General features: G+C 69.0%; 24 protein-coding genes, 1 tRNA gene and 1 pseudogene. 4 read left to right on the forward strand and 22 right to left on the reverse strand.

The features are described 5' to 3' along the window. Positions 1 to 94: 94 nt before the first annotated feature. The 3 genes from NVS89_RS18000 to NVS89_RS18010 all read right to left on the reverse strand — a co-directional run bounded on the left by NVS89_RS18000 (position 95) and on the right by NVS89_RS18010 (position 3,466). Entirely contained in the window at positions 95 to 2,467 is a 2,373-nt protein-coding gene (locus NVS89_RS18000; RefSeq protein WP_258734139.1) for an arylsulfatase, read from the reverse strand. A 357-nt stretch (positions 2,468 to 2,824) separates the two neighbouring features. Beyond that, a tRNA-Pro gene (locus NVS89_RS18005) sits at positions 2,825 to 2,902 on the reverse strand. A gap of 39 nt (positions 2,903 to 2,941) precedes the next feature. Further along, the gene (locus NVS89_RS18010; RefSeq protein WP_258734140.1) at positions 2,942 to 3,466 is read right to left on the reverse strand and encodes a GNAT family acetyltransferase; all 525 of its coding nucleotides are present in this window, start codon (positions 3,464 to 3,466) and stop codon (positions 2,942 to 2,944) included. Positions 3,467 to 3,611: 145 nt separating this feature from the next. On the opposite strand from NVS89_RS18010, the gene NVS89_RS18015 reads away from it, so the two are divergent. Next, positions 3,612 to 4,295 (forward strand): nitroreductase family protein, encoded by a 684-nt coding sequence (locus tag NVS89_RS18015; protein ID WP_258734141.1) that lies wholly within the window; start codon positions 3,612 to 3,614, stop codon positions 4,293 to 4,295. Here the strand turns inward: NVS89_RS18015 and amaB are convergent. Further along, positions 4,265 to 5,812 (reverse strand): L-piperidine-6-carboxylate dehydrogenase, encoded by a 1,548-nt coding sequence (gene amaB, locus NVS89_RS18020; protein WP_374114596.1) that lies wholly within the window; start codon positions 5,810 to 5,812, stop codon positions 4,265 to 4,267. The genes NVS89_RS18015 and amaB overlap by 31 nt on opposite strands. A 414-nt stretch (positions 5,813 to 6,226) precedes the next feature. Here amaB and NVS89_RS18025 point away from each other — a divergent pair, with 414 nt between their 5' ends. Continuing rightward, positions 6,227 to 6,595 (forward strand): septal ring lytic transglycosylase RlpA family protein, encoded by a 369-nt coding sequence (locus NVS89_RS18025; RefSeq protein WP_258734142.1) that lies wholly within the window; start codon positions 6,227 to 6,229, stop codon positions 6,593 to 6,595. 726 nt (positions 6,596 to 7,321) lie between these two features. Here NVS89_RS18025 and NVS89_RS23025 read toward each other — a convergent pair. The 6 genes and pseudogenes from NVS89_RS23025 to NVS89_RS18055 all read right to left on the reverse strand — a co-directional run. Further along, a pseudogene (locus NVS89_RS23025) lies at positions 7,322 to 7,591 on the reverse strand (MerR family transcriptional regulator); the annotation flags it as partial. Positions 7,592 to 7,626: 35 nt separating this feature from the next. Continuing rightward, positions 7,627 to 7,932, reverse strand: coding sequence for an integration host factor subunit alpha (locus NVS89_RS18035; RefSeq protein ID WP_258734144.1), 306 nt, complete (start codon positions 7,930 to 7,932; stop codon positions 7,627 to 7,629). A 98-nt stretch (positions 7,933 to 8,030) separates the two neighbouring features. Next, positions 8,031 to 9,002 carry a beta-ketoacyl-ACP synthase III gene (locus NVS89_RS18040; protein WP_309486568.1) on the reverse strand — a complete coding sequence of 324 codons (972 nt, stop codon included), beginning with the start codon at positions 9,000 to 9,002 and terminating at the stop codon, positions 8,031 to 8,033. Next, positions 8,999 to 10,078 (reverse strand): phosphate acyltransferase PlsX, encoded by a 1,080-nt coding sequence (gene plsX / locus NVS89_RS18045; protein WP_258734145.1) that lies wholly within the window; start codon positions 10,076 to 10,078, stop codon positions 8,999 to 9,001. Before plsX ends, NVS89_RS18040 begins: the two co-directional genes overlap by 4 nt. Positions 10,079 to 10,210: 132 nt before the next feature. After that, positions 10,211 to 10,750 carry a YceD family protein gene (locus NVS89_RS18050; RefSeq protein ID WP_258734146.1) on the reverse strand — a complete coding sequence of 180 codons (540 nt, stop codon included), beginning with the start codon at positions 10,748 to 10,750 and terminating at the stop codon, positions 10,211 to 10,213. Then, positions 10,747 to 11,310, reverse strand: a complete 564-nt coding sequence (locus tag NVS89_RS18055) for a ubiquinol-cytochrome C chaperone family protein (RefSeq protein WP_258734147.1) — start codon at positions 11,308 to 11,310, stop codon at positions 10,747 to 10,749. The genes NVS89_RS18050 and NVS89_RS18055 overlap by 4 nt, the downstream gene beginning before the upstream one ends. Positions 11,311 to 11,532: 222 nt before the next feature. Between NVS89_RS18055 and NVS89_RS18060 the strand changes: the two genes are divergently transcribed. Continuing rightward, on the forward strand, positions 11,533 to 12,072 hold the full coding sequence (locus NVS89_RS18060; protein WP_258734148.1) for an outer membrane protein assembly factor BamE: 540 nt from the start codon (positions 11,533 to 11,535) through the stop codon (positions 12,070 to 12,072). A 25-nt stretch (positions 12,073 to 12,097) separates the two neighbouring features. On the opposite strand, the gene NVS89_RS18065 is transcribed toward NVS89_RS18060, so the two are convergent. The 9 genes from NVS89_RS18065 to glyA form a co-directional block, all read right to left on the reverse strand. Then, positions 12,098 to 13,336, reverse strand: a complete 1,239-nt coding sequence (locus tag NVS89_RS18065; RefSeq protein ID WP_258734149.1) for an NAD(P)/FAD-dependent oxidoreductase — start codon at positions 13,334 to 13,336, stop codon at positions 12,098 to 12,100. Positions 13,337 to 13,382: 46 nt separating this feature from the next. After that, complete coding sequence (locus tag NVS89_RS18070; RefSeq protein ID WP_258734150.1) at positions 13,383 to 14,192, reverse strand: ABC transporter substrate-binding protein; 810 nt, start codon at positions 14,190 to 14,192, stop codon at positions 13,383 to 13,385. Between the two features lie 119 nt (positions 14,193 to 14,311). After that, positions 14,312 to 15,322, reverse strand: a complete 1,011-nt coding sequence (thiL, locus tag NVS89_RS18075; protein ID WP_258734151.1) for a thiamine-phosphate kinase — start codon at positions 15,320 to 15,322, stop codon at positions 14,312 to 14,314. A 10-nt stretch (positions 15,323 to 15,332) separates the two neighbouring features. Further along, positions 15,333 to 15,827, reverse strand: coding sequence for a transcription antitermination factor NusB (gene nusB / locus NVS89_RS18080; protein ID WP_258734152.1), 495 nt, complete (start codon positions 15,825 to 15,827; stop codon positions 15,333 to 15,335). Positions 15,828 to 15,833: 6 nt separating this feature from the next. Further along, complete coding sequence (gene ribH, locus NVS89_RS18085) at positions 15,834 to 16,325, reverse strand: 6,7-dimethyl-8-ribityllumazine synthase (protein WP_258734153.1); 492 nt, start codon at positions 16,323 to 16,325, stop codon at positions 15,834 to 15,836. 45 nt (positions 16,326 to 16,370) lie between these two features. Continuing rightward, positions 16,371 to 16,961, reverse strand: coding sequence for a riboflavin synthase (locus NVS89_RS18090; RefSeq protein WP_258734154.1), 591 nt, complete (start codon positions 16,959 to 16,961; stop codon positions 16,371 to 16,373). A 1-nt stretch (position 16,962) separates the two neighbouring features. Continuing rightward, complete coding sequence (ribD, locus tag NVS89_RS18095) at positions 16,963 to 18,075, reverse strand: bifunctional diaminohydroxyphosphoribosylaminopyrimidine deaminase/5-amino-6-(5-phosphoribosylamino)uracil reductase RibD (RefSeq protein WP_258734155.1); 1,113 nt, start codon at positions 18,073 to 18,075, stop codon at positions 16,963 to 16,965. Between the two features lie 26 nt (positions 18,076 to 18,101). Beyond that, positions 18,102 to 18,632, reverse strand: a complete 531-nt coding sequence (gene nrdR / locus NVS89_RS18100) for a transcriptional regulator NrdR (protein ID WP_258734156.1) — start codon at positions 18,630 to 18,632, stop codon at positions 18,102 to 18,104. A 35-nt stretch (positions 18,633 to 18,667) separates the two neighbouring features. Then, a complete protein-coding gene (gene glyA / locus NVS89_RS18105) occupies positions 18,668 to 19,975 on the reverse strand; it encodes a serine hydroxymethyltransferase (protein WP_258734157.1) in 1,308 nt (435 codons plus the stop codon). 259 nt (positions 19,976 to 20,234) lie between these two features. On the opposite strand from glyA, the gene NVS89_RS18110 reads away from it, so the two are divergent. Next, on the forward strand, positions 20,235 to 21,263 hold the full coding sequence (locus NVS89_RS18110; protein ID WP_258734158.1) for a histone deacetylase family protein: 1,029 nt from the start codon (positions 20,235 to 20,237) through the stop codon (positions 21,261 to 21,263). Positions 21,264 to 21,284: 21 nt separating this feature from the next. Here NVS89_RS18110 and ldtR read toward each other — a convergent pair whose 3' ends face one another. The 3 genes from ldtR to NVS89_RS18125 form a co-directional block, all read right to left on the reverse strand. Continuing rightward, on the reverse strand, positions 21,285 to 21,809 hold the full coding sequence (gene ldtR / locus NVS89_RS18115) for a transcriptional regulator LdtR (protein ID WP_258734159.1): 525 nt from the start codon (positions 21,807 to 21,809) through the stop codon (positions 21,285 to 21,287). 141 nt (positions 21,810 to 21,950) lie between these two features. After that, positions 21,951 to 22,382, reverse strand: a complete 432-nt coding sequence (locus NVS89_RS18120) for a DUF6163 family protein (RefSeq protein ID WP_258734160.1) — start codon at positions 22,380 to 22,382, stop codon at positions 21,951 to 21,953. 25 nt (positions 22,383 to 22,407) lie between these two features. Then, the gene (locus NVS89_RS18125) at positions 22,408 to 23,469 is read right to left on the reverse strand and encodes an enoyl-CoA hydratase/isomerase family protein (RefSeq protein WP_258734161.1); all 1,062 of its coding nucleotides are present in this window, start codon (positions 23,467 to 23,469) and stop codon (positions 22,408 to 22,410) included. Positions 23,470 to 23,690 lie beyond the last annotated feature (221 nt).

Here is a 23,690-nt window from a genome sequence, read left to right on the forward strand (position 1 = left end):
TAAGGAAGGTGCCCCCGGCCGAACCGCCGAAACGGCGGAGAGCCGCGGCGCCCGCCGCCCTCCCCTCGCCGCACGCCGATGCACGGTTGAGCGCCTATTTCAGCTCCACCACCACCTCTTCCAGCGTGCCCTGGAAATCGAACGGCGCGCGGTAGTCGGGGCTGACCGCCGTTCCGGTGTCGGCGCCGATGTCCTGGTTCTCCGAGAGCGAGAACTTGTACGGCGTGGTCCTCGCCACCTGTCCGGACCCGACCTCCTGCCCGTCAACGAACAGGGTGACGGTGCCGCCCTTTCCGACCTCCTTGCCGCCCTCATAGACGAAGTCCATCTTCACCGTGCGCTCGCCGCTCGCCACCGGGTCGCGGCTCGAGACGGAATAGACGTCGACGTCGATGAAGTTGTGCGCGGCGGTCAGCTTGCCGTCCTTCATGTAGAAGGCCCATCCGCCGGTATTGCCGCCCTGGGTGAAGATCATGCCGTTGGCGTTGTCGTCGACCTTCACCTTGGCGGACACGCTGAACGACTTGTTCTTGAGATCGGGGGCCGAGGATTCCGGCAGGCCCGTCAAGATGCCGTGATAGGAGAAGCTGGTACGGTCGCCCGCAAGGTTGGGCTTGCCGGTCAGTTCGGCGCTGAACCGCTCGGCGCCGCGCCAGTCGAGCGGCAGCGCCTTGTTGGCGGAAGCCTCCGCCCACCACAGGGCGGTCATCTCGGCGAGCTTGTCGGGGTTCTCGGTGGCGACGTCCTTGCCCTGGCTGAAATCGGTGTCGAGATTGTAGAGTTCCCACTTCGCCTTGAACGGATCGAAGTCGCCGCGCTCCGGCTCCCACGGCTCGAACGAGAGCGAGGCCGCCCACCAGCCGTCCTTGTACATGCCGCGATTGGCGAACATCTCGAAATACTGGCTGGTGCGGATCTCCTTCGCCTTCGGGTCCGAGAGCGTGGACAGGAAGCTCTTGCCCTGAATGGGCGTCTGCGCGGTGCCGTTCACGCTGCGCGGCTCGGCGATGCCCGCCGCGTCGAGAATGGTGGGCGCGATGTCGATCACATGGGTGAACTGCGAGCGGATCTCGCCGCCATTCTTGTAGCGTTCCGGCCATTTCACCACCATCACGTTGCGCGTGCCGCCGAGATGGCTCGCGACCTGCTTGGTCCACTGGAACGGCGTGTCCATGGCCCAGGCCCAGCCGGCCGGGAAATGGTTGAAGTGCAGCTCGGTCCCGATCTCGTCGATGCGGTCCAGCATGTCGTCGGTGGTCATGAGATAGGCGTTGAAGAAGGCGTTCTCGTTCAGCGTGCCGTCGAAGCCGCCCTCGGCCGAGGCGCCGTTGTCGCCGACGATGTAGATGACGAGCGTATTTTCGGCGTCCGGCATCGCTGCCACATAGTCGAGCACGCGGCCCGTCTCCTCGTCGACCTGCTCGCCATAGGCGGCGAACACCTCCATCATCCGGCTGTAGAGCTTCTTCTGCTTGTCATCGAGGCTGTCCCAGGCGGGCAGGCTGGCGGGCCGGGGCGTCAGGATGGTGTCCTGCGGGATGATGCCCATCTCCTTCTGCCGCTCGAAGGTCTGCCGGCGGTATTCGTCCCAGCCCATGTCGAACTTGCCGGCGAACTTCTCGATCAGGGCCTTGGGCGCCTGATGCGGGGCGTGGGTCGCGGCGGGCGCGAAATAGAGAAGCCAGGGCTTGGAGGGCTGGATGGCCTCGATGTTCTGCAGCCACTGGATCGCATGGTCGGCGAGATCGACGCTGAGGTAGTAGCCCTCCTTGTCGGGGGTGCCGATCGGCGTCTGGTTCTCGAACAGATAGGGCCGCACCTGGTTGGTGTCGCCCGCCATGAAGCCGTAGAAATAGTCGAAGCCGAGCCCGTTGGGCCAGTGGTCGTACGGGCCGACGGCGCTGGTCTCGTAGATCGGCGTGTTGTGGTTCTTGCCGAACCAGGAGGTGATGTAGCCGTTCTGGCGCAGGATCTCGGCGACCGTCGCCGTGTCCTTCGGGATGATGCCGGTATAGCCGTCATATCCCGTGGCGAGCTCGGTGATCACCCCGGTGCCCGACACGTTGTGATTGCGGCCGGTCAGCAGCGCCGCGCGCGTCGGCGAGCACAGCGCCGTGGTGTGGAAGCGGTTGTAGAGCAGTCCCTCCTGCGCCAGTTGGTCCAGCGAGGGCGAAGGGACGCCGCCGCCCGAAACCTCGAACTGGCCGAAACCCACGTCGTCCAGCAGGATCAGCAGGACGTTGGGCGCCCCCTTCGGGGCAGCGACGGGCGCGGGAAATGCGGCCGGATCTGAATCCTTGAAGGTCGTTCCCACCGCACCGCGGAACTTCGGCTCCGCATAGGGCAGGACGACCTGCCCGTTGCCGACAGCCGGAGAGCTCTCCGCGGTCTGCGCGAGGCCCTTTGTGGTCTGTGCTGCGAGAAGGGAAGAAACGACGGCGGCGAGAACAAGCGAATGGCGGAACATGGCGGGCTCCTCTGGCGCTCTCGCGACACCGTTCTCCGCAACGTTCCGACGCCGGATCGGTGCCTGCTGGAACCATTCTATCATGACCTTGGGGAATATCGGGAGTGGAGGGCGGGCGTGAGCCGCGCGCGCCGGGCCCCGCTATGATCGGCGGGGGAAAGGCGACGGCGGGGAAGGCAGATGGAGAATCACCCGCGCCTTCGATGCCGTCATCGGCTCCGCGACGATTCCTGTCGCGGCAGTCGGGAAGGGCTCGGGCTTTTCTGCGGGAATGTCGGGTGCGATCCGCGCGATCCGCCGCGCGCCGGTCCGGCGGTCGCGATCAAACCTGAAATCGTATGATCCCGATGGGATGAATGGTCGGAGCGAGAGGATTTGAACCTCCGACCCCCAGTCCCCCAGACTGGTGCGCTAACCAGGCTGCGCTACGCTCCGACACCCTTGGGCGACGACTGTCTAGCCATTTGCCGCCCGCTACGCAAGCGGGCCGGGCGCGGGCGTGATCTTCGGCGGTGGATCGGCGTCGGGATCGGGCTCCGGTCCCACGGTTTTCTCGACCGACGCGCTGAGCCGCTGGAACAGGCCGAGCGAGACCAGCGTCACGCACCCCGCCCCCATCAGCGTCGCCGGATAGACGATCTGGGAGACGTTGTCCTGCGATGTTTCGAACACCAGCACCAGCGCCTCCAGGAACACGGCGATGATGATGGTGGAGATGAACTTCGTCAGCCCGCGCCGGGCGTCGGCGGCGGTACGCTTTTCGCGCCGCGCCGGAACCTCCTCCTCGAAGAAGTATTTGGCGACGTCGAACAGCGCCATAGCCACGATGAGGTAGCCGACCGCCGAGAACAGCGTGTGCGCAACGGGCTTGTCGCCAAACAGGCTGTCCTTGACTGCGCTGTAGGGGGCATAGACGAGCAGCACCGCCGCCACGGCCATGATGGCGCAGGCGGCGACGGCGAAGACGGCCCTGATGAAGAAGCTTATGAAATCGACCACGAAACCTGCTGCTCCCACTGCCTGTGCAGGTAACTAGATCGGCCGGCCGGCGCGACAAGTCCGCGGGCCGCCGGACCGGAGCGTTCCCCGCAGTTCGAACTCCTGGCCCGATGTCCGCGCGCTATACTCGTCTGCGAGAGGTCCCATGAACCAGCCATCGCGCCACCATCACGCCCACCCTGCCCCGCCCGCATCGTCGCCCGCAGCCGAGCCGCTCTGGATCGCGCCGCTCGAGCCGATGCTGGTGCGTCTCGAATCGCGGCGCTCCTCGCCGCTGCGCGGTCTGGTCGAGCCGGGACCGACGCCGGCCGAGCTCGAGCGCATGCTGCATCTCGCCGCGCGCGTTCCCGATCACGGCCGGCTGGTGCCCTGGCGCTTCATCGTGGTCGAAGGGGAATCCCGCCGCATGCTCGGCGAGCGGCTCGACGCGCTCTATGCGCGGCAGAACCCCGAACTGCCGGCGGCCAAGGCCGACATGTGGACGCTCTACATGCTGCGCGCGCCGCTGACGGTGGTGCTGGTCAGTCGGCCCGATCCGGCGGCGAAGGTGCCGGAGTGGAATCAGGTGCTCTCGGCCGGCGCGGCGGGCATGGCGTTGACGGTCGCCGCCTCGGCCATGGGATTCGCCACCCAGTGGCTGCTGAAATGGCCGGGCCGCGACCCGCAGGCGACGGCGCTGCTGGGCGTGAAGCCGGGCGAGAAGGTCGCCGGCTTCATCCATCTCGGCCGCCCTTCGGTCGAGAGCGCCGACCGCGCGCGGCCCGCGCTCGACGAGGTGGTGAGCGCGTGGTCGCCCGATCAGCCCTCGACGTCGAACGAGACGCCCTGAGCGAGCGGGAGCTGGCGCGAGTAATTGATCGTGTTGGTGGAGCGCCGCATATAGGCCTTCCACGCGTCTGAGCCGGATTCGCGCCCGCCGCCGGTCTCCTTCTCGCCGCCGAACGCCCCGCCGATCTCGGCGCCGGACGGGCCGATATTGACGTTCGCGATGCCGCAATCCGAGCCTTCCGCCGACAGGAACGCCTCGGCCTCGCGCAGGTCGTTGGTGAAGATCGAGGACGACAGGCCCTGCGGCACGCCGTTCTGCAGCTTGATCGATTCGGGCAGGCCGGCGCTCCTCAGCACGTAGAGGATCGGGGCGAAGGTTTCGTGCGTGACGATCTCGACCTGCTCGTCGATCTCCACCAGCGCCGGGCGGACGTAATAGGCGTCGGGCCACATATCGGCGAGCACGCGCTCGCCGCCATGGATGGTCGCCCCCGCCGCGCGCGCCACGTCCAGCGCCTTCTGCATGCCCTCATAGGCCGCGGCGTCGATCAGCGGGCCGATGAGCGTCGCCTCCGCGCGCGGGTCGCCGACGCTCACCGAGGCATAGGCCTTGGCGAGGCGCGGCACGAAGCCCTCGCTCACCCCTTCCTGCACGATCAGGCGGCGCAGCGAGGTGCAGCGCTGGCCGGCCGTGCCCATCGCCGCGAAGGCGATGCCGCGCAGCGCGAGGTCGAGATCGGCGGACGGGCAGACGATCGCCGCGTTGTTGCCGCCGAGCTCGAGGATGGAGCGGCCGAAGCGGCGTGCCACCCGCTCGCCCACCACGCGTCCCATGCGGGTCGAGCCGGTCGCCGAGACCACCGGCACGCGCGTGTCGTCGACCAGCGCCACCCCGACCTCGGCACCGCCGATGAGAAGCTGCGACAGCCCCTCCGGCGCGCCGCCGAACGCATGCACGGCGCGCTCGAACAGCGCCTGCACCGCGAGCGCGGTGAGCGGGGTCTTCTCGGACGGCTTCCAGAGCACGCTGTTGCCGCACACCAGCGCCAGCGCCGCGTTCCACGACCAGACCGCGACCGGGAAATTGAAGGCGGTGATGATCGCCACCGGCCCCACCGGGTGCCAGCTCTCCATCATCCGGTGGCCGGAGCGCTCGGAAGCGATGGTCAGCCCGTAAAGCTGGCGCGAGAGGCCGACCGCGAAGTCGCAGATGTCGATCATCTCCTGCACCTCGCCGAGGCCCTCGGAGACGATCTTGCCCGCCTCCAGCGTCACCAGCCGGCCGAGACCGGCCTTGTGCGCGCGCAGCTCCTCGCCCAGCAGACGCACCAGCTCTCCCCGGCGCGGCGCCGGCACGGTGCGCCAGGCCTCGAAGGCGGCGACCGAGCGGCTGACGGCACCGGCGACGTCGTCGCGGGATGCTTCCGCCACATGCGCGATCGTCTCGCCGGTGATCGGCGAGCGCGTCGCCCGCGTGCCGTTGCGCCAGCTCGCGTCGGGCACGCCCATGGCGCGCATCAGGTCGGCGATTTCATCCGCGACCGGCCGCGCTGCGTCGGCCCCGCTTTTCCTCGTCATGTGCAGAAACTCCTCGGCCGCATCGCGCGGCATCGTGAGCATGGTCAATAACATTGGCGGCGCGGGCGAATCCATCGGGGCTTTCGGCCGAGAATGCGCCGGCGCCTCGGCGCGTCCCGCGTGCGCGATAGCAACGCCCGCACCTTTCCCGAGAGGTCATTTTTTACCGCACGTCATGCGTTGCAGCCTGTGCGTAAATCCCTGCAATCGAAGAAAAACTGTCCCCACTCATCTTGCTTCGCACAACAGAATAGGTCAGCCTGTACTGACGTTGAGGGACATGAAATCCATCGTGCGCGGCACGTTTGATTTCCCTTTCCAGCCACAAAATCGTGATGCCGTCGACACATTTCCTTTTCATTCCGTTCCGCGGGATGCAATTGGAAAAGGACAAGGCTATTGACGGCTTGGGGAATGGGACGGATCGCCGGCGCGGCATTCGCGGCGGGGATCTTCTTCGTCACCGGCGGCAATGCGGCGCTTGCTGATCAGAAACCTAAATTCGCGAATACCGGCATGGCCTCCTACTATGGCTATCGTGGACGCACCGCCAATGGCGAGCGCCACAGCCCGGCGGCCATGACGGCGGCGCACCGCAGCCTGCCTTTCGGCACCAAGGTGCGCGTTACCAATGTCTCGAACGGACGTTCCGTCGTCCTGCGCATCAATGATCGCGGCCCCTTCGTACGCGGGCGCATCATCGACGTGTCGACGGCGGCGGCGGAAAGCCTCGGCTTCCGCAAGCGCGGTGTCGCCAAGGTGCAGATCGCGGTCGTCGACTGACGCCGCCAGCTTCCCGACCTGACGCGGGCCGCGGCGCGGCATCGCGATCCGGCGCCCGTGCGGGTGCGCCCCGGCGCGCGGGTCCCGCGTCCTGATTTTACGGACGGTTCGTCAGCCCTTGCGGGCGCGGGCGGCGTCGAGCAGACGCCGGCATTCCTGAAGCTCGTGCAGGGCCGCCTTCAGGTTCTGTATCTCGTCCGATGACAGGTCGAGGGGCGGCACCGCCAGCGGCGGCGCACTGAGCGCGTGCGTGGGCACGGCGTCGGCTTCCAGATCCTCGTCGCCCAGCGGAACGGGCGCGTCCTCGAAATCCTCGTCGAACGCCGGTCCGGGCTGGGCTTCCGGCGCCACGGCGCGGAACGGGAAGTTCGGCAGCGCCTCGCCGGCGGCCCGCTCGTCGTGCACGCGCTCAGACGGTTCGCGCGCGGGCCGGTTCTGCGGCGCGAGATCGGGCAGCAGCGGCAGTTCGAGATAGTCCTGGTCGTCGTCCTCGGGGTCGCGGCGCCGCGCCGGGCGGCGGGCCGCCGGCTCGTCCGGGCTCTCGCGGTGGCGCGAGGGCAGCAAATTGAGGAAGCCGCCCAGCCCGCCCCCGTGCGTTTCGTCGTCGTCGTTCTGGTCGCGTCCGGGATGGCCGGCGTCGATGGGCCCAGCGCCCGGCGCCGGACGCTCGCGCCGGCGGGCCTCGGCGGCCTCGAGCGCGGCACCCTCCAGCACTTCGGTCTCGACGTCGCGCCAGATCGCCTGCACGTAGCGCGGGCCCTCTTCCTTGAGGATGCGCTGCACGCCGCGGATCGTGTAGCCCTCGGCATAGAGCAGGTGCCGGATGCCGCGCAGCAGTTCGACGTCGTCGGGGCGGTAGTAGCGCCGACCGCCGCCGCGCTTCAGCGGGCGGATCTGCGGAAAGCGCGTCTCCCAGAAGCGCAGCACATGCTGCGGCAGGTCGAGATCCTCGGCCACCTCGCTGATCGTGCGGAAGGCGTCGGGGCCTTTCTCCACGGCCGGCTGCTCCTTCGGATTCCCCTGTCCCGCGCTCACGTCTCGGTGGAGGCGCCGTTGATCTGCTGCTTGAGGATGTTGGACGGCTTGAACACCATCACCCGGCGCGGCGCGATCGGCACCTCTTCGCCGGTCTTCGGATTGCGGCCGACCCGCTCGCCCTTCTGGCGGACGACGAACGAGCCGAAGGAGGAAAGCTTCACGGTCTCGCCACGCGCGACGCAGTCGGCGATTTCCGACAGCACGGTCTCGACGAGCGACGCCGATTCGGTCCGCGACAGGCCGACCCGCTGGTACACGGCCTCGCACAGATCCGCGCGCGTGATGGTACGACCCGCCATTGCTCGTCTCCGCCTCTTTCAGCCGTGGCTCTTCCGAACGTTGAACGTAGGCACGCCGGCCTCGCCCGGTCAACGCTGCATCGCAAGGAAGATGCGCATCACCAGCGGATTAGCGCCGATCCCCAGGTGAATCCACCACCCATCGCCTCGATCATCACCAGGTCGCCCCGCTTGATTCGCCCATCCTTGCAGGCGGAGGCGAGGGCGAGCGGAATCGATGCCGCCGAGGTATTGCCGTGCTTGTCGACCGTCACCACCACTTTTTCCGGCGCGATGCCGAGCTTGTGGGCACTCGCGTCGATGATCCGCCGGTTGGCCTGGTGCGGCACGAACCAGTCGAGCGTCTGCGCATTCTCGCCGGTCGCCTGGAACGCGTCCTGGATCACGTCGGTGATCATGCCCACCGCGTAGCGGAAGACCTCGCGGCCCTCCATGCGCAGATATCCGATCGTCTTGGTCGAGGAGACGCCGCCATCGACATAGAGCTTGTTCTTGTGCCGGCCGTCGGAGCGCAAATGGCTGGTGAGCACGCCGCGCCCTTCGCCCTCATCGGTGACCGCTTCCAGCACCATGGCGCCGGCGCCGTCGCCGAACAGCACGCAGGTGGTGCGGTCGGACCAGTCGAGGATGCGCGAGAAGGTCTCGGCACCGATGACGAGCGCACGCTTGTAGGCGCCGGACTTGAGGAAATTGTCGGCCGTCGCCAGCGCGAACACGAAACCCGAGCACACCGCCTGCAGGTCGAACGCCGCCCCATGGGTGATTCCCAGCCCCGCCTGCACGCTCACCGCGGTCGCGGGGAAGGTGTTGTCCGGCGTCGAGGTGGCGAGCACGATCAGGTCGATCTCGCCCGGCTCCATGCCCGCCGCGTCCAACGCGTCGCGCGCGGCGGCGAGCGCGAGGTCGGAGGTCAGCTCGTGGTCGGCGGCGATGTGACGCTCGCGAATGCCGGTCCTCTGGACGATCCATTCATCAGAGGTGTCGACCATCTGAGCGAGGTCGGCATTCGTCAGGGCACGGGCTGGCAGATACGCGCCGACGCCGCGCACCACGGAACGGATAGCATTCACGATGAAACCTGTAATTCGTCCGAAACCGCGACATCCGCTCCGTTGCTCGCGCTCAGTCGCGGACGTCCCTTGATCCCCGCCGCAATGCGGGACAGCAAATCGTAATGGATCATGTCGTAGCCGATATCGACCGCCGAGGCGAAACCCTCGGCATCGGTGCCGCCATGGCTCTTGATCACCACGCCGTTGAGCCCGAGGAACACGCCGCCGTTCGACTTGCGCGGGTCGAGCTTCTCGCGCAGCGCGCGGAAGGCGCCCCGGGCCAGCACGTAGCCGATCTTGGCCATGAAGCTGCGGCCGATCGCCTCCCGCAGGAAATCGGCCACCTGCTTGGCGGTGCCTTCGGCGGCCTTGAGCGCGATGTTGCCGGAGAAGCCCTCCGTCACCACCACGTCGACCGTACCGCGCCCGATGTCGTCGCCCTCGACGAAGCCGCGATAGTCGAGCACCGGCAGCGCCATCTCGCGCAGCGCGGCACCGGCCTCCTTCACCTCCTCGACGCCCTTGACCTCCTCGACGCCGATATTGAGCAGGCCGACGGTCGGGCGCTCGATGTCGAGCACGATGTTCGCCATCGCCGCGCCCATCACCGCCATGTCGACGAGGTGCTGGGTGGTTGCGCCGATCGAGGCGCCGACGTCGAGCACGACGCTTTCCCCGCGCATCGTTGGCCACAGGCAGGCGATGGCCGGGCGCGCGATGCCCGACATGGTCTTGAGGTTCACCTTGGCCATGGCCATCAGCGCGCCGGTATTGCCGGCGGAGACGGCGCAGTCGGCCTCGCCCGTGCGCACCGCGTCGATGGCCCGCCACATGGAGGACACCCGGCGGCCCTTGCGCAGGGCCTGGCTCGGCTTGTCGTCCATCTGCACGGTCACGTCGGTGTGGAACACCGTGCTCGCGGCCGCGAGGCGCGGATGCTTGGCGAGCAGCGCCGCGATGCGGGCCTCGTCGCCGAACAGCTGGTAGCGGATGTCGGGATGGCGCAGCAGCGCGATCTCCGCGCCCGGCAGGACCACGTCGGGACCATGGTCGCCGCCCATGACGTCGAGCGCTATGCGGACGGTCGATGACATCTGCTGGCGTGGTCTCGCGGATCGTGGCGACGGCCTTCATCGGCCGCCGCAGCGGTCAGGGCATGCCCCAGATGGGCGCGCATGACAAGTGCGTGCTGCATTCGGGCCGTAATGGGGCGTTCGATTCGAGGTCTAATCCTGCCCTTCCTTACCGTTCTTGCGCAGGCGCGCCAGCGCGGCGAAGGGCGAGAGCTCGGCGGCCGAGGGCTCGGCCGGCGGCTCGAAGATCGCGCCGGGCTTGCGCGGATAGGGATCGAGCCCGAGCGCGAGGAACTCCGCGACCACCGCGCCGGCGTCGATGATGCCGTCGACCAGCGGATCGGGAAGGTCGGCCTCGCGGACGTCGATCTCGGTGCCGGGCTGGATCTCGGGAATCTGGTCCTCCGGCGCGAAGCGCAGCTCGATGTCCTCGGACACCGGGCTGTCGAAGTTCTCCAGCGTGACGACGCACGTCTGCGTGACCACCGCGTCGACATGGCCTCCCACCTCGACCTGGCCCTTGGCGCGCGGCGTCAGCGTCACCCGCGCGCGGAGCGCGGGAATGCCGGGAATGCCGAAGTCCTTCGCCAGCGCCGCCCGGGTCCCGGCGTCGGGAGACAGGTTGAGCGTGAGCCCGTCGTCCGGCAGGCTGGCAACGGTGACGGGATGGGAAAAGGGCTGTTCGCTCGTCATGGTGCGGAACGCTCCTCGGATATGAAGCCGGCAGGCGCGGGCAGCGGGAACTCGCCCGCGGCCAGCGTCGCGAATGGCAGCGCCGCGAGTGAGCGCGCCGCCTCTCCTATATAGGCCGCCATGGCGCGCGCCTCAGCCCCGCGGGCGGAATCGGAGCCGAAAACATTGCGCAGCACGCTCTCGGCGAGAGCCTGCGCATCGTCGCGGTCGAGCGCGCCGTCATAGGCGCCGACCCGGCCATAGAACGACTCGGCGACCTTCTTCATGCGCTTGGGCACGGCCACGTCGCTGACGCCCATCTCGCGCAGATTCGCGTCCATGTCGACGCAGAACGCGTCGAATACGCGCTGTCCGAGCGCACGCTGCTCCTCGCCCTCGCTCTTGAGACGATGGAACAGCAGGAAGGCGTGCACGAGGATCATCTCGAACCGACCCTCGATCGTGTCCGGCACGCCATAGGCGGTGTAGAATGACGGATCGCGCGAATGCGCCACGATCGCGCCATAGAGCCGCTGGATGGTCTCCCGCCCGTCATCCCGGCGGAAGAAGCGCAGAATCATGGGTCGGTCTCCTTCTCGCCGCTCCCGCGCGACGATCGCCTTCCGGCGGGGTAGCGCGCGGCTCGGTTGCTGGCAACCCCGCCGTGCAGCGGCCATGGGGCGCCGATTCGCCCCGCCGGTGCGGGTTTGCCGTCCGGGGCGGCGGGCAGAGGTTGCCGTACGCCCCGCGCTTGTGCTTTCTGCACGGCGAATGTTGCGAAAAGGGAAGTTGGAGTGGAGTTGATGGCATCGACCTGCGCGGCGCACGCGACGGCCCGGTCTCGCGGGACCCGTTTGCGTAGATCCGGCCTGCTCGGCGCCTGCGCCCTGGCGGCGCTGGGCATGTCCGCCTGTTCCGGCGACATGCCGATAGCGAACGCCAATCTGGGGCTGCCGCGCACGCCGACCAACTTCGTCACCGAGCAGCAGCGCGGCTATGTGCCCACCCCCGGCGCGCTCGACCAGATCCCGGTCGGCTCCAGCCAGGAGCAGGTGCTGCTGGTGCTCGGCACGCCCTCCACGGTGGCGACGGTCGACGGCGAGGTCTTTTACTACATCTCGCAGAAGACCAAGAAGGTCATGTTCATGCGCCCCGAGGTCATCGAGCAGCGCGTGATCGCCATCTATTTCGACCCCAAGGACAAGCGCGTGACCCGCGTCGCCGACTACGGGCTGAAGGACGGCAAGATCTTCGACTTCGTCAGCCGCACCACGCCGACCGGCGGCAACGAGCTGTCCGTGCTCGGCCAGTTCTTCAACGCCACCCAGTTCAGCCCGTTCTGAGCCGGACCGAAGCGGCGGCGCGCCCTCAGAAGCGCGTCGCGGCGAAGGGCGCGGGATCGGTGCAGGGTGCCTCGCCGGTCATCATCTCGGCGAGCAGGCGCCCGGTCACCGGGCCGAGCGTGAAGCCGAGATGCTGGTGGCCGATGGCGAGCCACAGCCCCTTCTGCCCCGGCGCCGGGCCGATCACCGGCAGCATGTCGGGAAAGGCGGGCCGGCTGCCCATCCACGGCTCGGGATCGGCACGCTCGCCGAGCGGGAACAGCCCGCGTGCGATCTTCTCCGTCCTGGCGAGCTGAACCGGCGTCTTCGGCGCGTCGCGCCGGGCGAATTCCACGCCGGTGGTCAGGCGGATGCCGCCGACCATGGGCGTGATGACGTAGCCGCCCTCCTCGTCGAGCACCGGCCGCGACAGGGCGGCATTGCCTTCAGCGCGGTAGTGCATGTGGTAGCCCCGCTTGACCGCGAAGGGCAGGCGCAGCCCCAGCGGGCCGAGCACGTCCATCGCCCACGGGCCGAGCGCGACCACCGCCTCCGCCGCCTCGACCTCGCCTTCGGCGGTCATCACCTTCCACCCGGCGCCGGCGCGCGCGAGCGTGCGGGCATCGCCGATCACGATCCTGCCGCCCATGCTGGCGAAATGGTCCGCATAGGCCTTCGTCACCCCGCCGGGGTTCGAGGAGGAGTGCGGGTCCGACCAGATCACCGCGCCGGTGAAGACCGGCCGCAGCGAAGGCTCCATCGCCAGCGCCTCGTCGACGCCGATCTCGCGGGCGGTGAGTCCGTATTTGTGCGCGAGCGGGAACTCGTTGCGCTCGTTCGCCAGCCCCGCCTCGCTGCGGTAGAGCTTCAGCCAACCGCCCTCGCGGAATAGGCCGGTCGCCCCGCTCGGCCCGGCGAGCCGGTCATGCTCCTCGATGCTGCGCGCCAGCAGCTTCTCCATGGTGCGGGCATAGTCGAGGATGCGGGCCGGCGCCGAGGCGCGCCAATAGGCGTACATCCACGGCACCAACCCCGGCAGCGCGCTCCAGTGATAGTTCGCGGCCGGATTGCGCCCCAGCGCCACGTCGACCAGCGCCGTGAGGCTGCGCGGGAAGGCGACCGGATAGATCGAGGCGCGCTCGATCAGGCCGGCATTGCCGAAGGACGTCTCCTCCCCCGGCCCGCGCCGGTCCACCAGCACCACCGAGCGTCCGCGCCGGGCGAGGTGCAGGGCGATCGAGGTGCCGACAATGCCGGCACCGAGCACTATCGTGTCGGTCTTCATCGCGTTCGGATCCGGGAGTGGACAGCGGGGCAGCGCCGCTGGGGTCTCAGTTGATGGGGAACGGGAAATACTTGGCGTTGATCTTCTGGTAGGTGCCGTCCGCCTCGATTTCCTTGATCGCCTTGTTAAACATCTCGCGCAGCTCGGTGTCGTCCTTGCGCACGGCGATGCCGGTGCCGTCCGGATTGACGTCGGCGAGGTCGGGGCCGACGAACTTGCAGCACTTGCCGTCGTCGGTCTTCTCGAGCCACTCGTAGAGCACGAACTTGTCGGCGAGCACCGCGTCCAGCCGGCCGGCGGCGAGGTCGGCATTCGCCTCGTCCTGCGTCGGGTAGAGCTTGATCTCCGAGCCCTTGTACTTGTCCTCGAGATAGACCGCGCCGGTGGTCGAGGACTGGGCGCCGATCACCTTGCCCTTCATTGCCTCGGGCGAGATGTCGGTGATCGGGGTGTCCTTCGGGGCGATGAAATTGCCGGGCGTCAGATAGTAGGGGATGGTGAAGTCCACCTTCTCCTTGCGCTCGTCGGTGATCGACATGGAGGCGACGATGGCGTCGTATTTCTTCGCCAGCAGCGCGGGAATGATGCCGTCCCAGTCCTGCGCCACGAAGGTGCACTCGACCTTCATCTTCTCGCACAGCGCCTTGGCGATATCGATGTCGAAGCCGACGAGCTGGCCGGTGGTGTCGACCGAGTTGAAGGGCGGATAGGCGCCCTCCGTGCCGATCCGCACCTTCTTGATCTCGGCATGCGCCACGCCCGCGCCGACCGCGAGGGTGGCAGCCGCAGCCAGAACCGTCACGAACGTCGTGGACGCGATCTTCTTGGACGCGATTTTCTTGGGCACGATCTTCATGGGATGATTCCTGTTGAACGGCCGAGGCCCGTCGCGCACCGGCCCGTCGAGGCTAGGCGCGCGCTTCATCGGAGGCAATCGGGCGTTCCGCTAGCCTTTGGTCGGGGCCGGCCGCCGCGTCAGAAATGGCTGAAGCTGCCGGCGCCGAGGTCCATCGGGGCGCCCTCGCCGTCGCGCACCAGCAACCCCTCGCCCGCGAAGGTACGCCCGATCACGGTGGTGCCGATGCCGGCGGCCGTGGCGGTGGCCGCGAACGCGTCGAGATTGTGGTCCGGCATGACGGCGAGAATCTCGTAATCGTCGCCGCCGGTCAGTGCGGGGACGAGCAGCGCCGGCTCGGCGGCGATGGCCGCGCGCGCGGCCGGGCTCAGCGGCACCCGCTCGGCCTCGATCTCTCCGCCGACGCCCGAGGCCGCCAGCATCTTGGCGAGATCGCCGGCGAGGCCGTCCGAGACGTCCATGGCGGCGCTGGCGAAACGGCGCAGCGCCCCGGCCAGAGCGAGACGCGGGCGCGGGTGCAGATAGCGGTCGGCCAGGAACTCGCGCCCAGCGGAATCGAGCGCCGCGAAGCCCGGCCGGCCGGGCTCGCGCCGCAGGCAGAGGCCGAGCGCGCCGTCACCGATTGTGCCGGTGACGACGATGGCCTGCCCGGGCGGCGCGCTGGCGCGCTTCACCATGGTGCCGGCGGGCACGGCGCCGAGCGCGGTGATCGAGATCGTCAGCGGGCCGGGCGTGCGCACCGTGTCGCCGCCGAGCAGCGGCGCGCCATGGGCGTGCGCATCGGCGCCGAGCGCCTGCGCGAAGGCTTCCAGCGCCTCGGCCGGCATGTCGGCGGGGATGGCGATCGCCAGCAGGATGCCGAGCGGCTCGGCGCCCTTGGCGGCGAGGTCGGACAGGTTCACCCGCAGCGCCTTGCGGGCGACCGAGGCCGGCGGATCGTCGGGAAAGAAGTGGACGCCGGCGACCAGCGCGTCCTTGGTCAGCACCAGATCGTGGCCGGGCGGCGGGGCGAGCACCGCAGCATCGTCCTTCAGGCCCAGCGCGCCGGGGTGGCGGGCGATCGGCTCGAACAGCCGGGCGATCAGCAGGTCCTCTCCGGAGATCCTTCCCTCGCCCGCTCCGCCCGTCATCGCCCTGCCCTCAGCCGGTGAATTCCCCGGGCCGGTGCTCGCGCGCCAACCCGTCCAGCACGGCGTTCACCATGCCGGTTTCCTCGCGGTCGAGGAAGGCGGCGGCGACGTTCACATATTCGGCGACCACCACCCGCGCCGGCACGTCCGGGCGGGAGGCGAGCTCGTAGGCGCCCGCGCGCAGCACGGCGCGCAGCACCGCCTCGATGCGCTTGAGCGGCCAGCCGCGCACCAGCGCCGCGTCGAGCACCGGGTCGATGGCGCGCTGCCCGTTCACCACGCCGCTGACGATGTCGCGGAACAGGTTCACGTCGGCCGCGGCGATCTCGTCGCCCTCGATCTCGCGCCCGATCCAGTGGCTCTCGAACTGGGCGAGGATTTCCGGCAGCGGCGTCGCGGCGACGTCCATCTGGTAGAGCGCCTGCACCGCGTTGAGGCGGGCCGCGCTCTTGCGCACCGGCTTGTGCCCGGCGGGTTTGGCTGTGGTCGGTTTGGCAGTGCTCATGGCGGCCTACTCCACCCGGCGCCGCAGGCGCACCAGCGCCAGCGCGGCGGCGACCGCCCCGCCCCCCTTGTCGCCCTCGGCGACGCGGGCGCGGACCCAGGCCTGCTCGTCGTTCTCGACGGTGAGGATTCCGTTGCCGATCGGCAGCTTGCGCGCGACCGACATGTCCATGATCGCGCGCGAGGATTCGCCGGCCACGATCTCGAAATGATAGGTCTCGCCGCGCACCACGCAGCCGAGCGCCACGGCGGCGTCATAGGGCCGTCCCGCCTGCGCGGCGGAATCGACGGCGATGGCGATGGCGGCCGGGATCTCCAGTGCGCCGGGCACCGTCACCAGATCGGGCTCGATGCCCTCGGCTTCCAGCGCCTTGCGCGCCCCGGCGAGCAGCTCGTCGGCGATGTCGTCATAGAAGCGCGCCTCGACGATCAGCACACGCGCGCCATCGAGCGGCACAGCGGGAGCTTCGGAAGCGCGCGGCGGGCGGGGGCTCGCCATGGGATGGAACCTCGTGAAATTGTCAGGGCCGACGACGTACAGGCCTCAGCGGAACTCCGCAAGCCGCGCCGCGTAGCGGGCCATCATGTCGACTTCGATGTTGACACGGTCGCCGGGCTGCACGTTGGCCCAGGCGGTGTGCGCCAGCGTGTGCGGGATGAGCAGGCAGGTGAAGCGCGCGCCGTCGACCTCGTTGACGGTCAGCGACGTGCCCTCGAGCGCCACCGAGCCCTTCGGCGCGATGAAGCGGGCGAGCTCGGCCGGCGCCTCGAAGGTGAAGCGCGTCGTCTCGCCGAGATCCTCGCGGTCCGCCACGGTGGCGACGCCGTCGACATGGCCCTGCACGATGTGCCCGCCGAGTTCGTCGCCGATCTTCATCGCCCGTTCGAGGTTCAGCCGCCGCCCCTCGCGCCAGTCGCCCGCCGTGGTGACGGCAAGCGTCTCCGGCGCGGCCTCGACGTCGAAGCTGTCGGCGCCGGTCGCGACCACGGTCAGGCACACGCCCGAGCAGGCGATGGAAGCGCCGAGCTCGATGGTGGCGGGATCGTAGGCGGACTGGATGGTCAGCCGGCGCACGTCGTTGCGCGGAGCCAAGGTGCGGACGGTGCCGATGTCGGTAACGATCCCGGTAAACATGTCAGCGGCGCCTCATGATGGTCAGACGGTCCGGCCCGTGCCGTTCCGTCCCGACGGTGGTGAGATAGTCATTCAGGGCGCCGAGCGGCAGCCCCTCCAGCGCGTCGATCGCGCCAACGCCCAATTGCACCGGCGCCTCGAACAGCGCGCATTCGTCGACGAGGTCCGCGCGCAGCACGGCGGCGGCCATGCGCGGGCCGGCCTCGACCATCACCCGCGTCAGGCCGCGCAGCGCCAGCAGGCGCATCACCTCGTTGAGGTCGAGCCCGCCGGAGGGATGGCGGCGCACCCGCATCACCTCGACACCGCGCTCGCCGAGCCGCTCCTCGGCCGCGGCCGGCGCGTCCTCGCCCGCCACCACCCACACCGGCGCGGTATCGAGGCTGGCGAGCAGCGCGCTCTCCGCCGGCAGGCGCAGCGCGCTGTCGAGCACCACCCGCACCGGCGAGCGGTCGAGCATGCCCGGCAGGCGGCAGGTGAACTGGGGATCGTCGGCGAGCACCGTGCCGATGCCGGTCAGCACGGCGTCGTGGGTGGCGCGCATCATGTGCACGCGGGCGCGGCTGGCCGGCCCGGTGATGGCCGCCGGGCGGCGCTCCTCGAGCCCCGCCTTGCCGTCGGCGGACACCGCCATCTTCAGCATCACATGCGGCCGGCCCTCGCTCACCCGGCGGATATGGCCGGCATGGACCAGCGCCGCCTCCGCCGCGCCGACGCCGACATCCACCCGGATGCCGGCCTCGCGCAGGATCGAGAAGCCGCGACCGGAGACGCGCACATCCGGATCGCCGATCGCCGCCACCACGCGAGCGACGCCGGAGGCGCGCACGGCATCGACGCAGGGAGGCGTGCGCCCATGATGCGAGCAGGGTTCGAGCGTCACATAGAGCGTCGCCCCGCGCGCGCCCTCGCCCGCCATTGCCAGCGCCTGCGGCTCGGCATGGGGGCGCCCGCCCTTCGCCGTCCAGCCGCGCCCGAGGATGACCGGGCCGGCCGGTGTCTCGCGCACCACTACGGCACCGACCGCGGGGTTGGGCCATGTGTGGCCGAGTTCGCGGCGCCCGATGCTGAGCGCCACGCCCATCAGGGCCTCGTCACGGGATTTCTGGTTCATCAGGCCGTTCCCCGCGCGCGGCGGGTTCAATCGTCGAGCCCCGCCAGCCCGGCCGGGCGGCGCAGCGGCTTGGCAACCTCGGGCTCGGCGAGGCCGCCCTCGCCCACGCGGGCATCGAGCTCGCCGAGCAGGGTCTCGAAATCCTTGGCCTCGCGGAAATTGCGGTAGACCGAGGCGAAGCGGACATAGGCGACGTCGTCGAGCTGCTTCAGGCTCTCCATCACCCGCTCGCCGATCATCTCCGAGGAAATCTCGCTCTCGCCCATGCTCTCCAGCCGCCGCACGAGGCCGGAGACCAGGCGCTCGATCCGCTCGGGCTCCACCGGGCGCTTGCGCAGCGCCACCTCGATCGAGCGCGCCAGCTTGTCGCGGTCGAACGGCACGCGGCGCCCGGAGCGCTTAAGCACGGTCAGCTCACGAAGCTGCACCCGCTCGAAGGTGGTGAAGCGGCCGCCGCAATCGGGGCAGATGCGGCGGCGGCGTATGGCGGCGCTGTCCTCGGTGGGACGGGAGTCCTTCACCTGCGTGTCGAGGCTCCCGCAATAGGGGCAGCGCATGGCATTTCCTCTTCAGGATCGGCCGGCGATCCGGCCTAGCTGTAGATCGGGAATCGGGCGAGCAGACCCTTTACCTTCTCACGCACAGCCGCCTCGACAAGGCTATCCTCGTCCGTCCCCTTCTGCGACAGCACGTCCAGCACCTCGGCGATCATGTCGCCGATCTGCTGGAACTCGGCCACGCCGAAGCCGCGCGTGGTACCCGCCGGCGTGCCGAGGCGCACGCCCGAAGTGACCATCGGCTTCTCCGGATCGAAGGGGATGCCGTTCTTGTTGCAGGTGATGTGGGCGCGCCCGAGGGCGATCTCCGACACCTTGCCGGTCAGCTTCTTCGGCCGAAGATCGACCAGCATCAGATGCGTGTCGGTGCCGCCGGAGACGATCTCGAAGCCATGGCCCTTGAGGTTTTCCGCAAGCGCCTTCGCGTTTTCCACCACGTTCTTCGCGTAGACCTTGAACTCCGGCTGGAGCGCCTCGCCGAACGCGACCGCCTTGGCGGCGATGACGTGCATCAGCGGGCCGCCCTGAGTGCCGGGGAAGATCGCCGAGTTGAACTTCTTGGCGAGGTCCTCGTCATCGGTGAGGATCATGCCGCCGCGCGGGCCGCGCAGGGTCTTGTGCGTGGTGGTGGTGGTCACATGGGCGTGCGGCACCGGGTTCGGGTGCGCCCCGCCCGCCACCAGGCCGGCGAAATGGGCCATGTCGACCATGAGATAGGCGCCGACCGAGTCGGCGATGGCGCGCATCTTCGCGAAGTCGATATGGCGCGGATAGGCCGAGCCGCCGGCGATGATCACCTTCGGCTTGTGCTCGTCGGCGAGCTTGGCGATCTCCTCATAGTCCATGCGCTGGTCGTCGCGGCGCACGCTGTAGGGCACCGGCTTGAACCACTTGCCCGACAGGCTGACCGGGGCGCCGTGGGTCAGATGCCCGCCGGCGGCGAGGTTCAGCCCGAGGAAGGTGTCGCCGGGCTGCATCAGCGCGAAGAACACGGCCGTATTCGCCTGCGCGCCCGAATGGGGCTGCACATTGGCGAAGCCGGCGCCGAACAGCTTCTTGGCGCGGTCGATGGCGAGCTGCTCGGCGACGTCGACGAACTGGCAGCCGCCATAGTAGCGCCGGCCGGGGTAGCCCTCGGCGTATTTGTTGGTGAGCACCGAACCCTGCGCTTCCAGCACCGCGCGGGAGACGATGTTCTCCGAAGCGATCAGCTCGATCTCGTCGCGCTGGCGGCCGAGCTCGGCGGAAATCGCGCCGGCGAGCTCCGGATCGGTCTCGGCAAGAGTGGCCGAGAAGAAACGGCTATTGGTGTTGCTGGAAGAAGCGTGGGCTTCGGACGACATTAACCGGCCTCCCTGGGCGGTGGCGACGCCTCGCGGCCAGCCTCATGCCGGCCGTGCGGATTCAAGGCGGGTCGCTTAGCACAGCACCCTCGGCCTTTCAAAGCACGCTGCCGCAGGGCCGCCTTGCACGGGCGCGGCGGCTCGCGGGAAGCGGCGCGACATCTGGGCCCGCGCGCCCCGCCCTTCGGCGGCGGATGACACCGCGCCCGGCGCTCGCCTATGGTGCCTCGCCCCGCTCCCGAATCCCGGATTCCCGCGCATGAAGATCATCCATTCCCCGCGCCATCTCGGCCATTCCGGCCATGTCGAGCTCATGAACGGGCAGGTCGTGCCGGCCTTCGAGAAGCCGGAGCGGGTGGCGATGATTCTGCGCGCCGTGGGCGAACGCCAGCTCGGGCCGTTCATGGACCCGCAGGCGCACGGCCTCGACCCGGTGCTCAAAGTCCATGATGCCGATTTCATCCGCTTCCTGTCGACCGCGTGGGAGCTGTGGACGGCGGACGGGCGCGACTTTCCAGCCCTGCCGAGCTTCTGGAAGGCGCCCGGCATGCGCTCCATCGAGCCGGAGAGCATCGACGGCAAGCTCGGCCATTTCTCCTTCGATGCCGGCTGCTGCATGGTTGCGGGCACCTGGGACGCGGTGCAGGCGGGCGCCGACATCGCGCTGACCGGCGTCGACCTGATTTCATCCGGCGAGAACGCCGCCTTCGCGCTGTGCCGCCCGCCCGGCCATCACGCCCATGCCGGGACGATGGGCGGCTACTGCTTCGTCAACAACGCGGCGGTGGCGGCGCAGTCCTTCATCGACCGCGGCGCGGCGCGGGTGGCGATCCTCGACGTCGACTACCACCACGGCAACGGCACGCAGTCGATCTTCTACGCCCGCCCGGACGTGCTGGTGTGCAACATCCACGCCGACCCGATGCAGGAATTTCCCTATTTCCTCGGCTACGCGGACGAGCCCGGCGAAGGCCCCGGCGAGGGCTTCAACGCCAATTTCCCGCTGCGCTGGGGCACGGACTATGAGGGCTGGGGCGCGGCGCTGGACGCGGCCTGCGCGCGGATCGAGGCCCATGCGCCCGACGTGGTGCTGGTCTCGCTCGGCGTCGATACCTACAAGGACGACCCGATCTCGCAGTTCAAGCTCGACAGCCCGGACTATCTGAAGATCGGCGCGCGTATCGCGAAGCTCGCCAGGCCGACGCTGTTCGTCATGGAAGGCGGCTACGCGGTGGAAGCGATCGGCACCAACGTCGCCAACACGCTGGAAGGCTTCGAGCAGGGCTGAGCCGCCCTGCCCGTCCGGCGGTCACAGCCGGTACAGCACCTGGTCGACCCAGAACCGCTCGAGCCGGTTGAGCGCCTTGTTCAGCGTCTCGAATTCCTGCGGGCCGATGCCGCCGATCGGTTCGATCGTGGTGGTGTGCTTGGCGTACAGCCCCTCGACGATGGAGCGGATCTCCTCGCCCTTGTCGGTCAGGCGGATGCGCACGGCGCGTCGGTCCACCCGCGAGCGGCGGTGGTCGAGATAGCCCGCCTCGGCGAGCTTCTTCAGATTGTAGGAGACGTTGGCGCCGAGATAGTAGCCGCGCGTGCGCAGCTCTCCGGCGGTCAGCTCGGCATCGCCGATATTGTAGAGCAGCAGCGCCTGCACGGCGTTGACGTCCTCGCGCCCGCGCCGGTCGAACTCGTCCTTCACGACGTCGAGCAGGCGACGGTGAAGGCGTTCCACCAGCGTCAGCGTCTCGCGGTAGAGAGGGGAAATCTCCTCCAGCCTCGTATCCGTTCGAAGCTCGGAAGGCGGCGCGGGGCTCCGCTGTGCTGCTCTGCTCATGTTCACACCCGGTCGTGACGTGGGGATTTTCTCCCTCTGCATCGCCGGAGTGTCCGGGGCGGCCTCTAAGATGGCCTTAAGCGGAAAGCTGAATCGTTCGTTAACGCGCCGTCCCGCAACCGACCGATCCCGCCGACCGGCCTATTCCTCGCTCTCGCGCGCAGCCTTGAAGGTGAGGAAGGCGTAGATCGCCACCAGCAGGGTCTCGATGATGGCGACGATCATCAGCCGCCCCACCCCTTCGGGCGCCGAGGCGTTGATGAGGATCTGCACCATGGCCGTCACCAGCCACAGCACCACGCCCCAGGAGGCGCCGAGCCAGAGACCCACGGCGGCGACCGGGTTCATGATCGCGGCCCAGATCACCGCCGACTGCGCGGCCATCGAGAGCATCTCGAAGCGGCTGGCCTCGCCGTCCCAGACGCCGCAGATCAGCGTCCAGCTATAGACCGTCTTCACCAGCAGGAAGCCGGCCAGCAGGCGCAGATAGATCACCACGCGGCGCTGCCAGGGCGGCAGCTCCGCGCCGGCGGGGCCAAGCGTGGCGTCGATGGGATCGTAGGGCGAGCTCATGCCCCTTCCATAGCCGAATTCGCGCTCAGGTCAGCACCAATTCGTCGGCGAGTGGCTGGTCGAACATCGCGGCGATGGCGGCGGGGTCGACATCCTCGAGCCGCGCCGGCGACCAGACCGGCCGCTGGTCCTTGTCGATCAGCACCGCGCGCACGCCCTCATAGAAGTCGTGCTGGTCGAGCAGGCGGGTGACGACGCGGAATTCGAGGCCGAGGCAGCCGGCGAGGTCGAGCCCGAGCCCGCGCTGCATCTGCTGGAAGGCGATGTGGACGCTGGTCGGCGAGGCGCGGCGTATGGTGTCGCGCTGGGCGCGGGCGAAGGCGGCGACGTCGTCCTTGCCGCTCGCCGCCTGGTCGAGCGCGGTCATGACGGCGTCGACCGATCCGCCGGCGAAGATGCGGTCGATCGCCGGATAGAAGGCGGTGAGGGCCGGCCGCGGTGCCGGCGCGGCGAAACGCGCCAGCGACGCCTCCATCGCCTCGCCCTTCGCCAGCGCCTCGATCAGCGAAGGCCATGCGCTCGCCGGAATGTGATGGGTGTAGAGGCCCATCGCCACCGCGTCCGGCATGCCGATGCGCGCGCCCGTCATGGCGAGCCAGGTGCCGGTCCAGCCGGGCAGCCGCGGCAGCACGAAGGTGCCGCCGACATCGGGAAACAGGCCGATCGCGACCTCCGGCATGGCGAAGCCGAGCCGCTCGCCTGCGACCCGGTAGCGGCCATGGCCGGACATGCCGAAGCCGCCGCCGAAGCACAGCCCGTCCACCAGCGAGACGAAGGGCTTGGGATAGCGGGAGATGAGGTAGTCGAGCGCGTATTCGTCCCGCCAGTAGGCGCGCGCCGCCTCCTTCTCGCCCGCCTTGCCGAGGTCGTGCATGGCGCGAATGTCGCCGCCGACGCAGAAGGCGCGCTCATTGGCCGAGTGCAGCACCACATGGGCGATGTCGGGATCGCCGATCCAGCCCTCGAGCGTGGCGTGCATGGCCCCGACCATGGGGTGGTCGAGCGCGTTCAGCGCGCGCGGCCGGTCGAGGGTGACGATGCCCGCCCTGCCCCGCTTCTCGAAGCGAACGCCGATCTCGCTGCTCACGCCGCCCCCGCTCGATGGATGCCCACTCCCGGCATAGGCTTTCGGCACCGGTATGGGAACCCGTCCAAGAGGATGAGGGCAACCGTCGGCATCCGTTCCGAGGTGCCCGGGTGCCGCAAGGGTACCGCGGAAAGACGCCTTCCGCGCCTGCGGCGGATTGACCGGCGAATGCGCAATTGGACGGCGGACAGGTCGCGCATCCTGTCATATGAAGCTATAAA

Origin of the sequence: Ancylobacter mangrovi (assembly GCF_024752355.1) — a bacterium.
GTDB classification, from domain to species: domain Bacteria; phylum Pseudomonadota; class Alphaproteobacteria; order Rhizobiales; family Xanthobacteraceae; genus Ancylobacter; species Ancylobacter mangrovi.

Bases quoted from the DNA above. Each gene is read 5' to 3' on its own strand.
- NVS89_RS18090 (WP_258734154.1), bottom strand. From the start codon at position 16,961: ATGTTTACCGGGATCGTTACCGACATCGGCACCGTCCGCACCTTGGCT.
- NVS89_RS18000 (WP_258734139.1), bottom strand. From the start codon at position 2,467: ATGTTCCGCCATTCGCTTGTTCTCGCCGCCGTCGTTTCTTCCCTTCTC.
- thiL (WP_258734151.1), bottom strand. From the start codon at position 15,322: ATGACGGGCGGAGCGGGCGAGGGAAGGATCTCCGGAGAGGACCTGCTG.
- NVS89_RS18070 (WP_258734150.1), bottom strand. From the start codon at position 14,192: ATGAAGATCGTGCCCAAGAAAATCGCGTCCAAGAAGATCGCGTCCACG.
- glyA (WP_258734157.1), bottom strand. From the start codon at position 19,975: ATGTCGTCCGAAGCCCACGCTTCTTCCAGCAACACCAATAGCCGTTTC.
- NVS89_RS18110 (WP_258734158.1), top strand. From the start codon at position 20,235: ATGAAGATCATCCATTCCCCGCGCCATCTCGGCCATTCCGGCCATGTC.
- NVS89_RS18060 (WP_258734148.1), top strand. From the start codon at position 11,533: ATGGCATCGACCTGCGCGGCGCACGCGACGGCCCGGTCTCGCGGGACC.
- amaB (WP_374114596.1), bottom strand. From the start codon at position 5,812: ATGACGAGGAAAAGCGGGGCCGACGCAGCGCGGCCGGTCGCGGATGAA.
- ldtR (WP_258734159.1), bottom strand. From the start codon at position 21,809: ATGAGCAGAGCAGCACAGCGGAGCCCCGCGCCGCCTTCCGAGCTTCGA.
- nusB (WP_258734152.1), bottom strand. From the start codon at position 15,827: ATGAGCACTGCCAAACCGACCACAGCCAAACCCGCCGGGCACAAGCCG.
- plsX (WP_258734145.1), bottom strand. From the start codon at position 10,078: ATGTCATCGACCGTCCGCATAGCGCTCGACGTCATGGGCGGCGACCAT.
- ribH (WP_258734153.1), bottom strand. From the start codon at position 16,325: ATGGCGAGCCCCCGCCCGCCGCGCGCTTCCGAAGCTCCCGCTGTGCCG.
- ribD (WP_258734155.1), bottom strand. From the start codon at position 18,075: ATGAACCAGAAATCCCGTGACGAGGCCCTGATGGGCGTGGCGCTCAGC.
- NVS89_RS18065 (WP_258734149.1), bottom strand. From the start codon at position 13,336: ATGAAGACCGACACGATAGTGCTCGGTGCCGGCATTGTCGGCACCTCG.
- NVS89_RS18055 (WP_258734147.1), bottom strand. From the start codon at position 11,310: ATGATTCTGCGCTTCTTCCGCCGGGATGACGGGCGGGAGACCATCCAG.
- NVS89_RS18120 (WP_258734160.1), bottom strand. From the start codon at position 22,382: ATGAGCTCGCCCTACGATCCCATCGACGCCACGCTTGGCCCCGCCGGC.
- NVS89_RS18015 (WP_258734141.1), top strand. From the start codon at position 3,612: ATGAACCAGCCATCGCGCCACCATCACGCCCACCCTGCCCCGCCCGCA.
- nrdR (WP_258734156.1), bottom strand. From the start codon at position 18,632: ATGCGCTGCCCCTATTGCGGGAGCCTCGACACGCAGGTGAAGGACTCC.
- NVS89_RS18025 (WP_258734142.1), top strand. From the start codon at position 6,227: ATGGGACGGATCGCCGGCGCGGCATTCGCGGCGGGGATCTTCTTCGTC.
- NVS89_RS18050 (WP_258734146.1), bottom strand. From the start codon at position 10,750: ATGACGAGCGAACAGCCCTTTTCCCATCCCGTCACCGTTGCCAGCCTG.
- NVS89_RS18035 (WP_258734144.1), bottom strand. From the start codon at position 7,932: ATGGCGGGTCGTACCATCACGCGCGCGGATCTGTGCGAGGCCGTGTAC.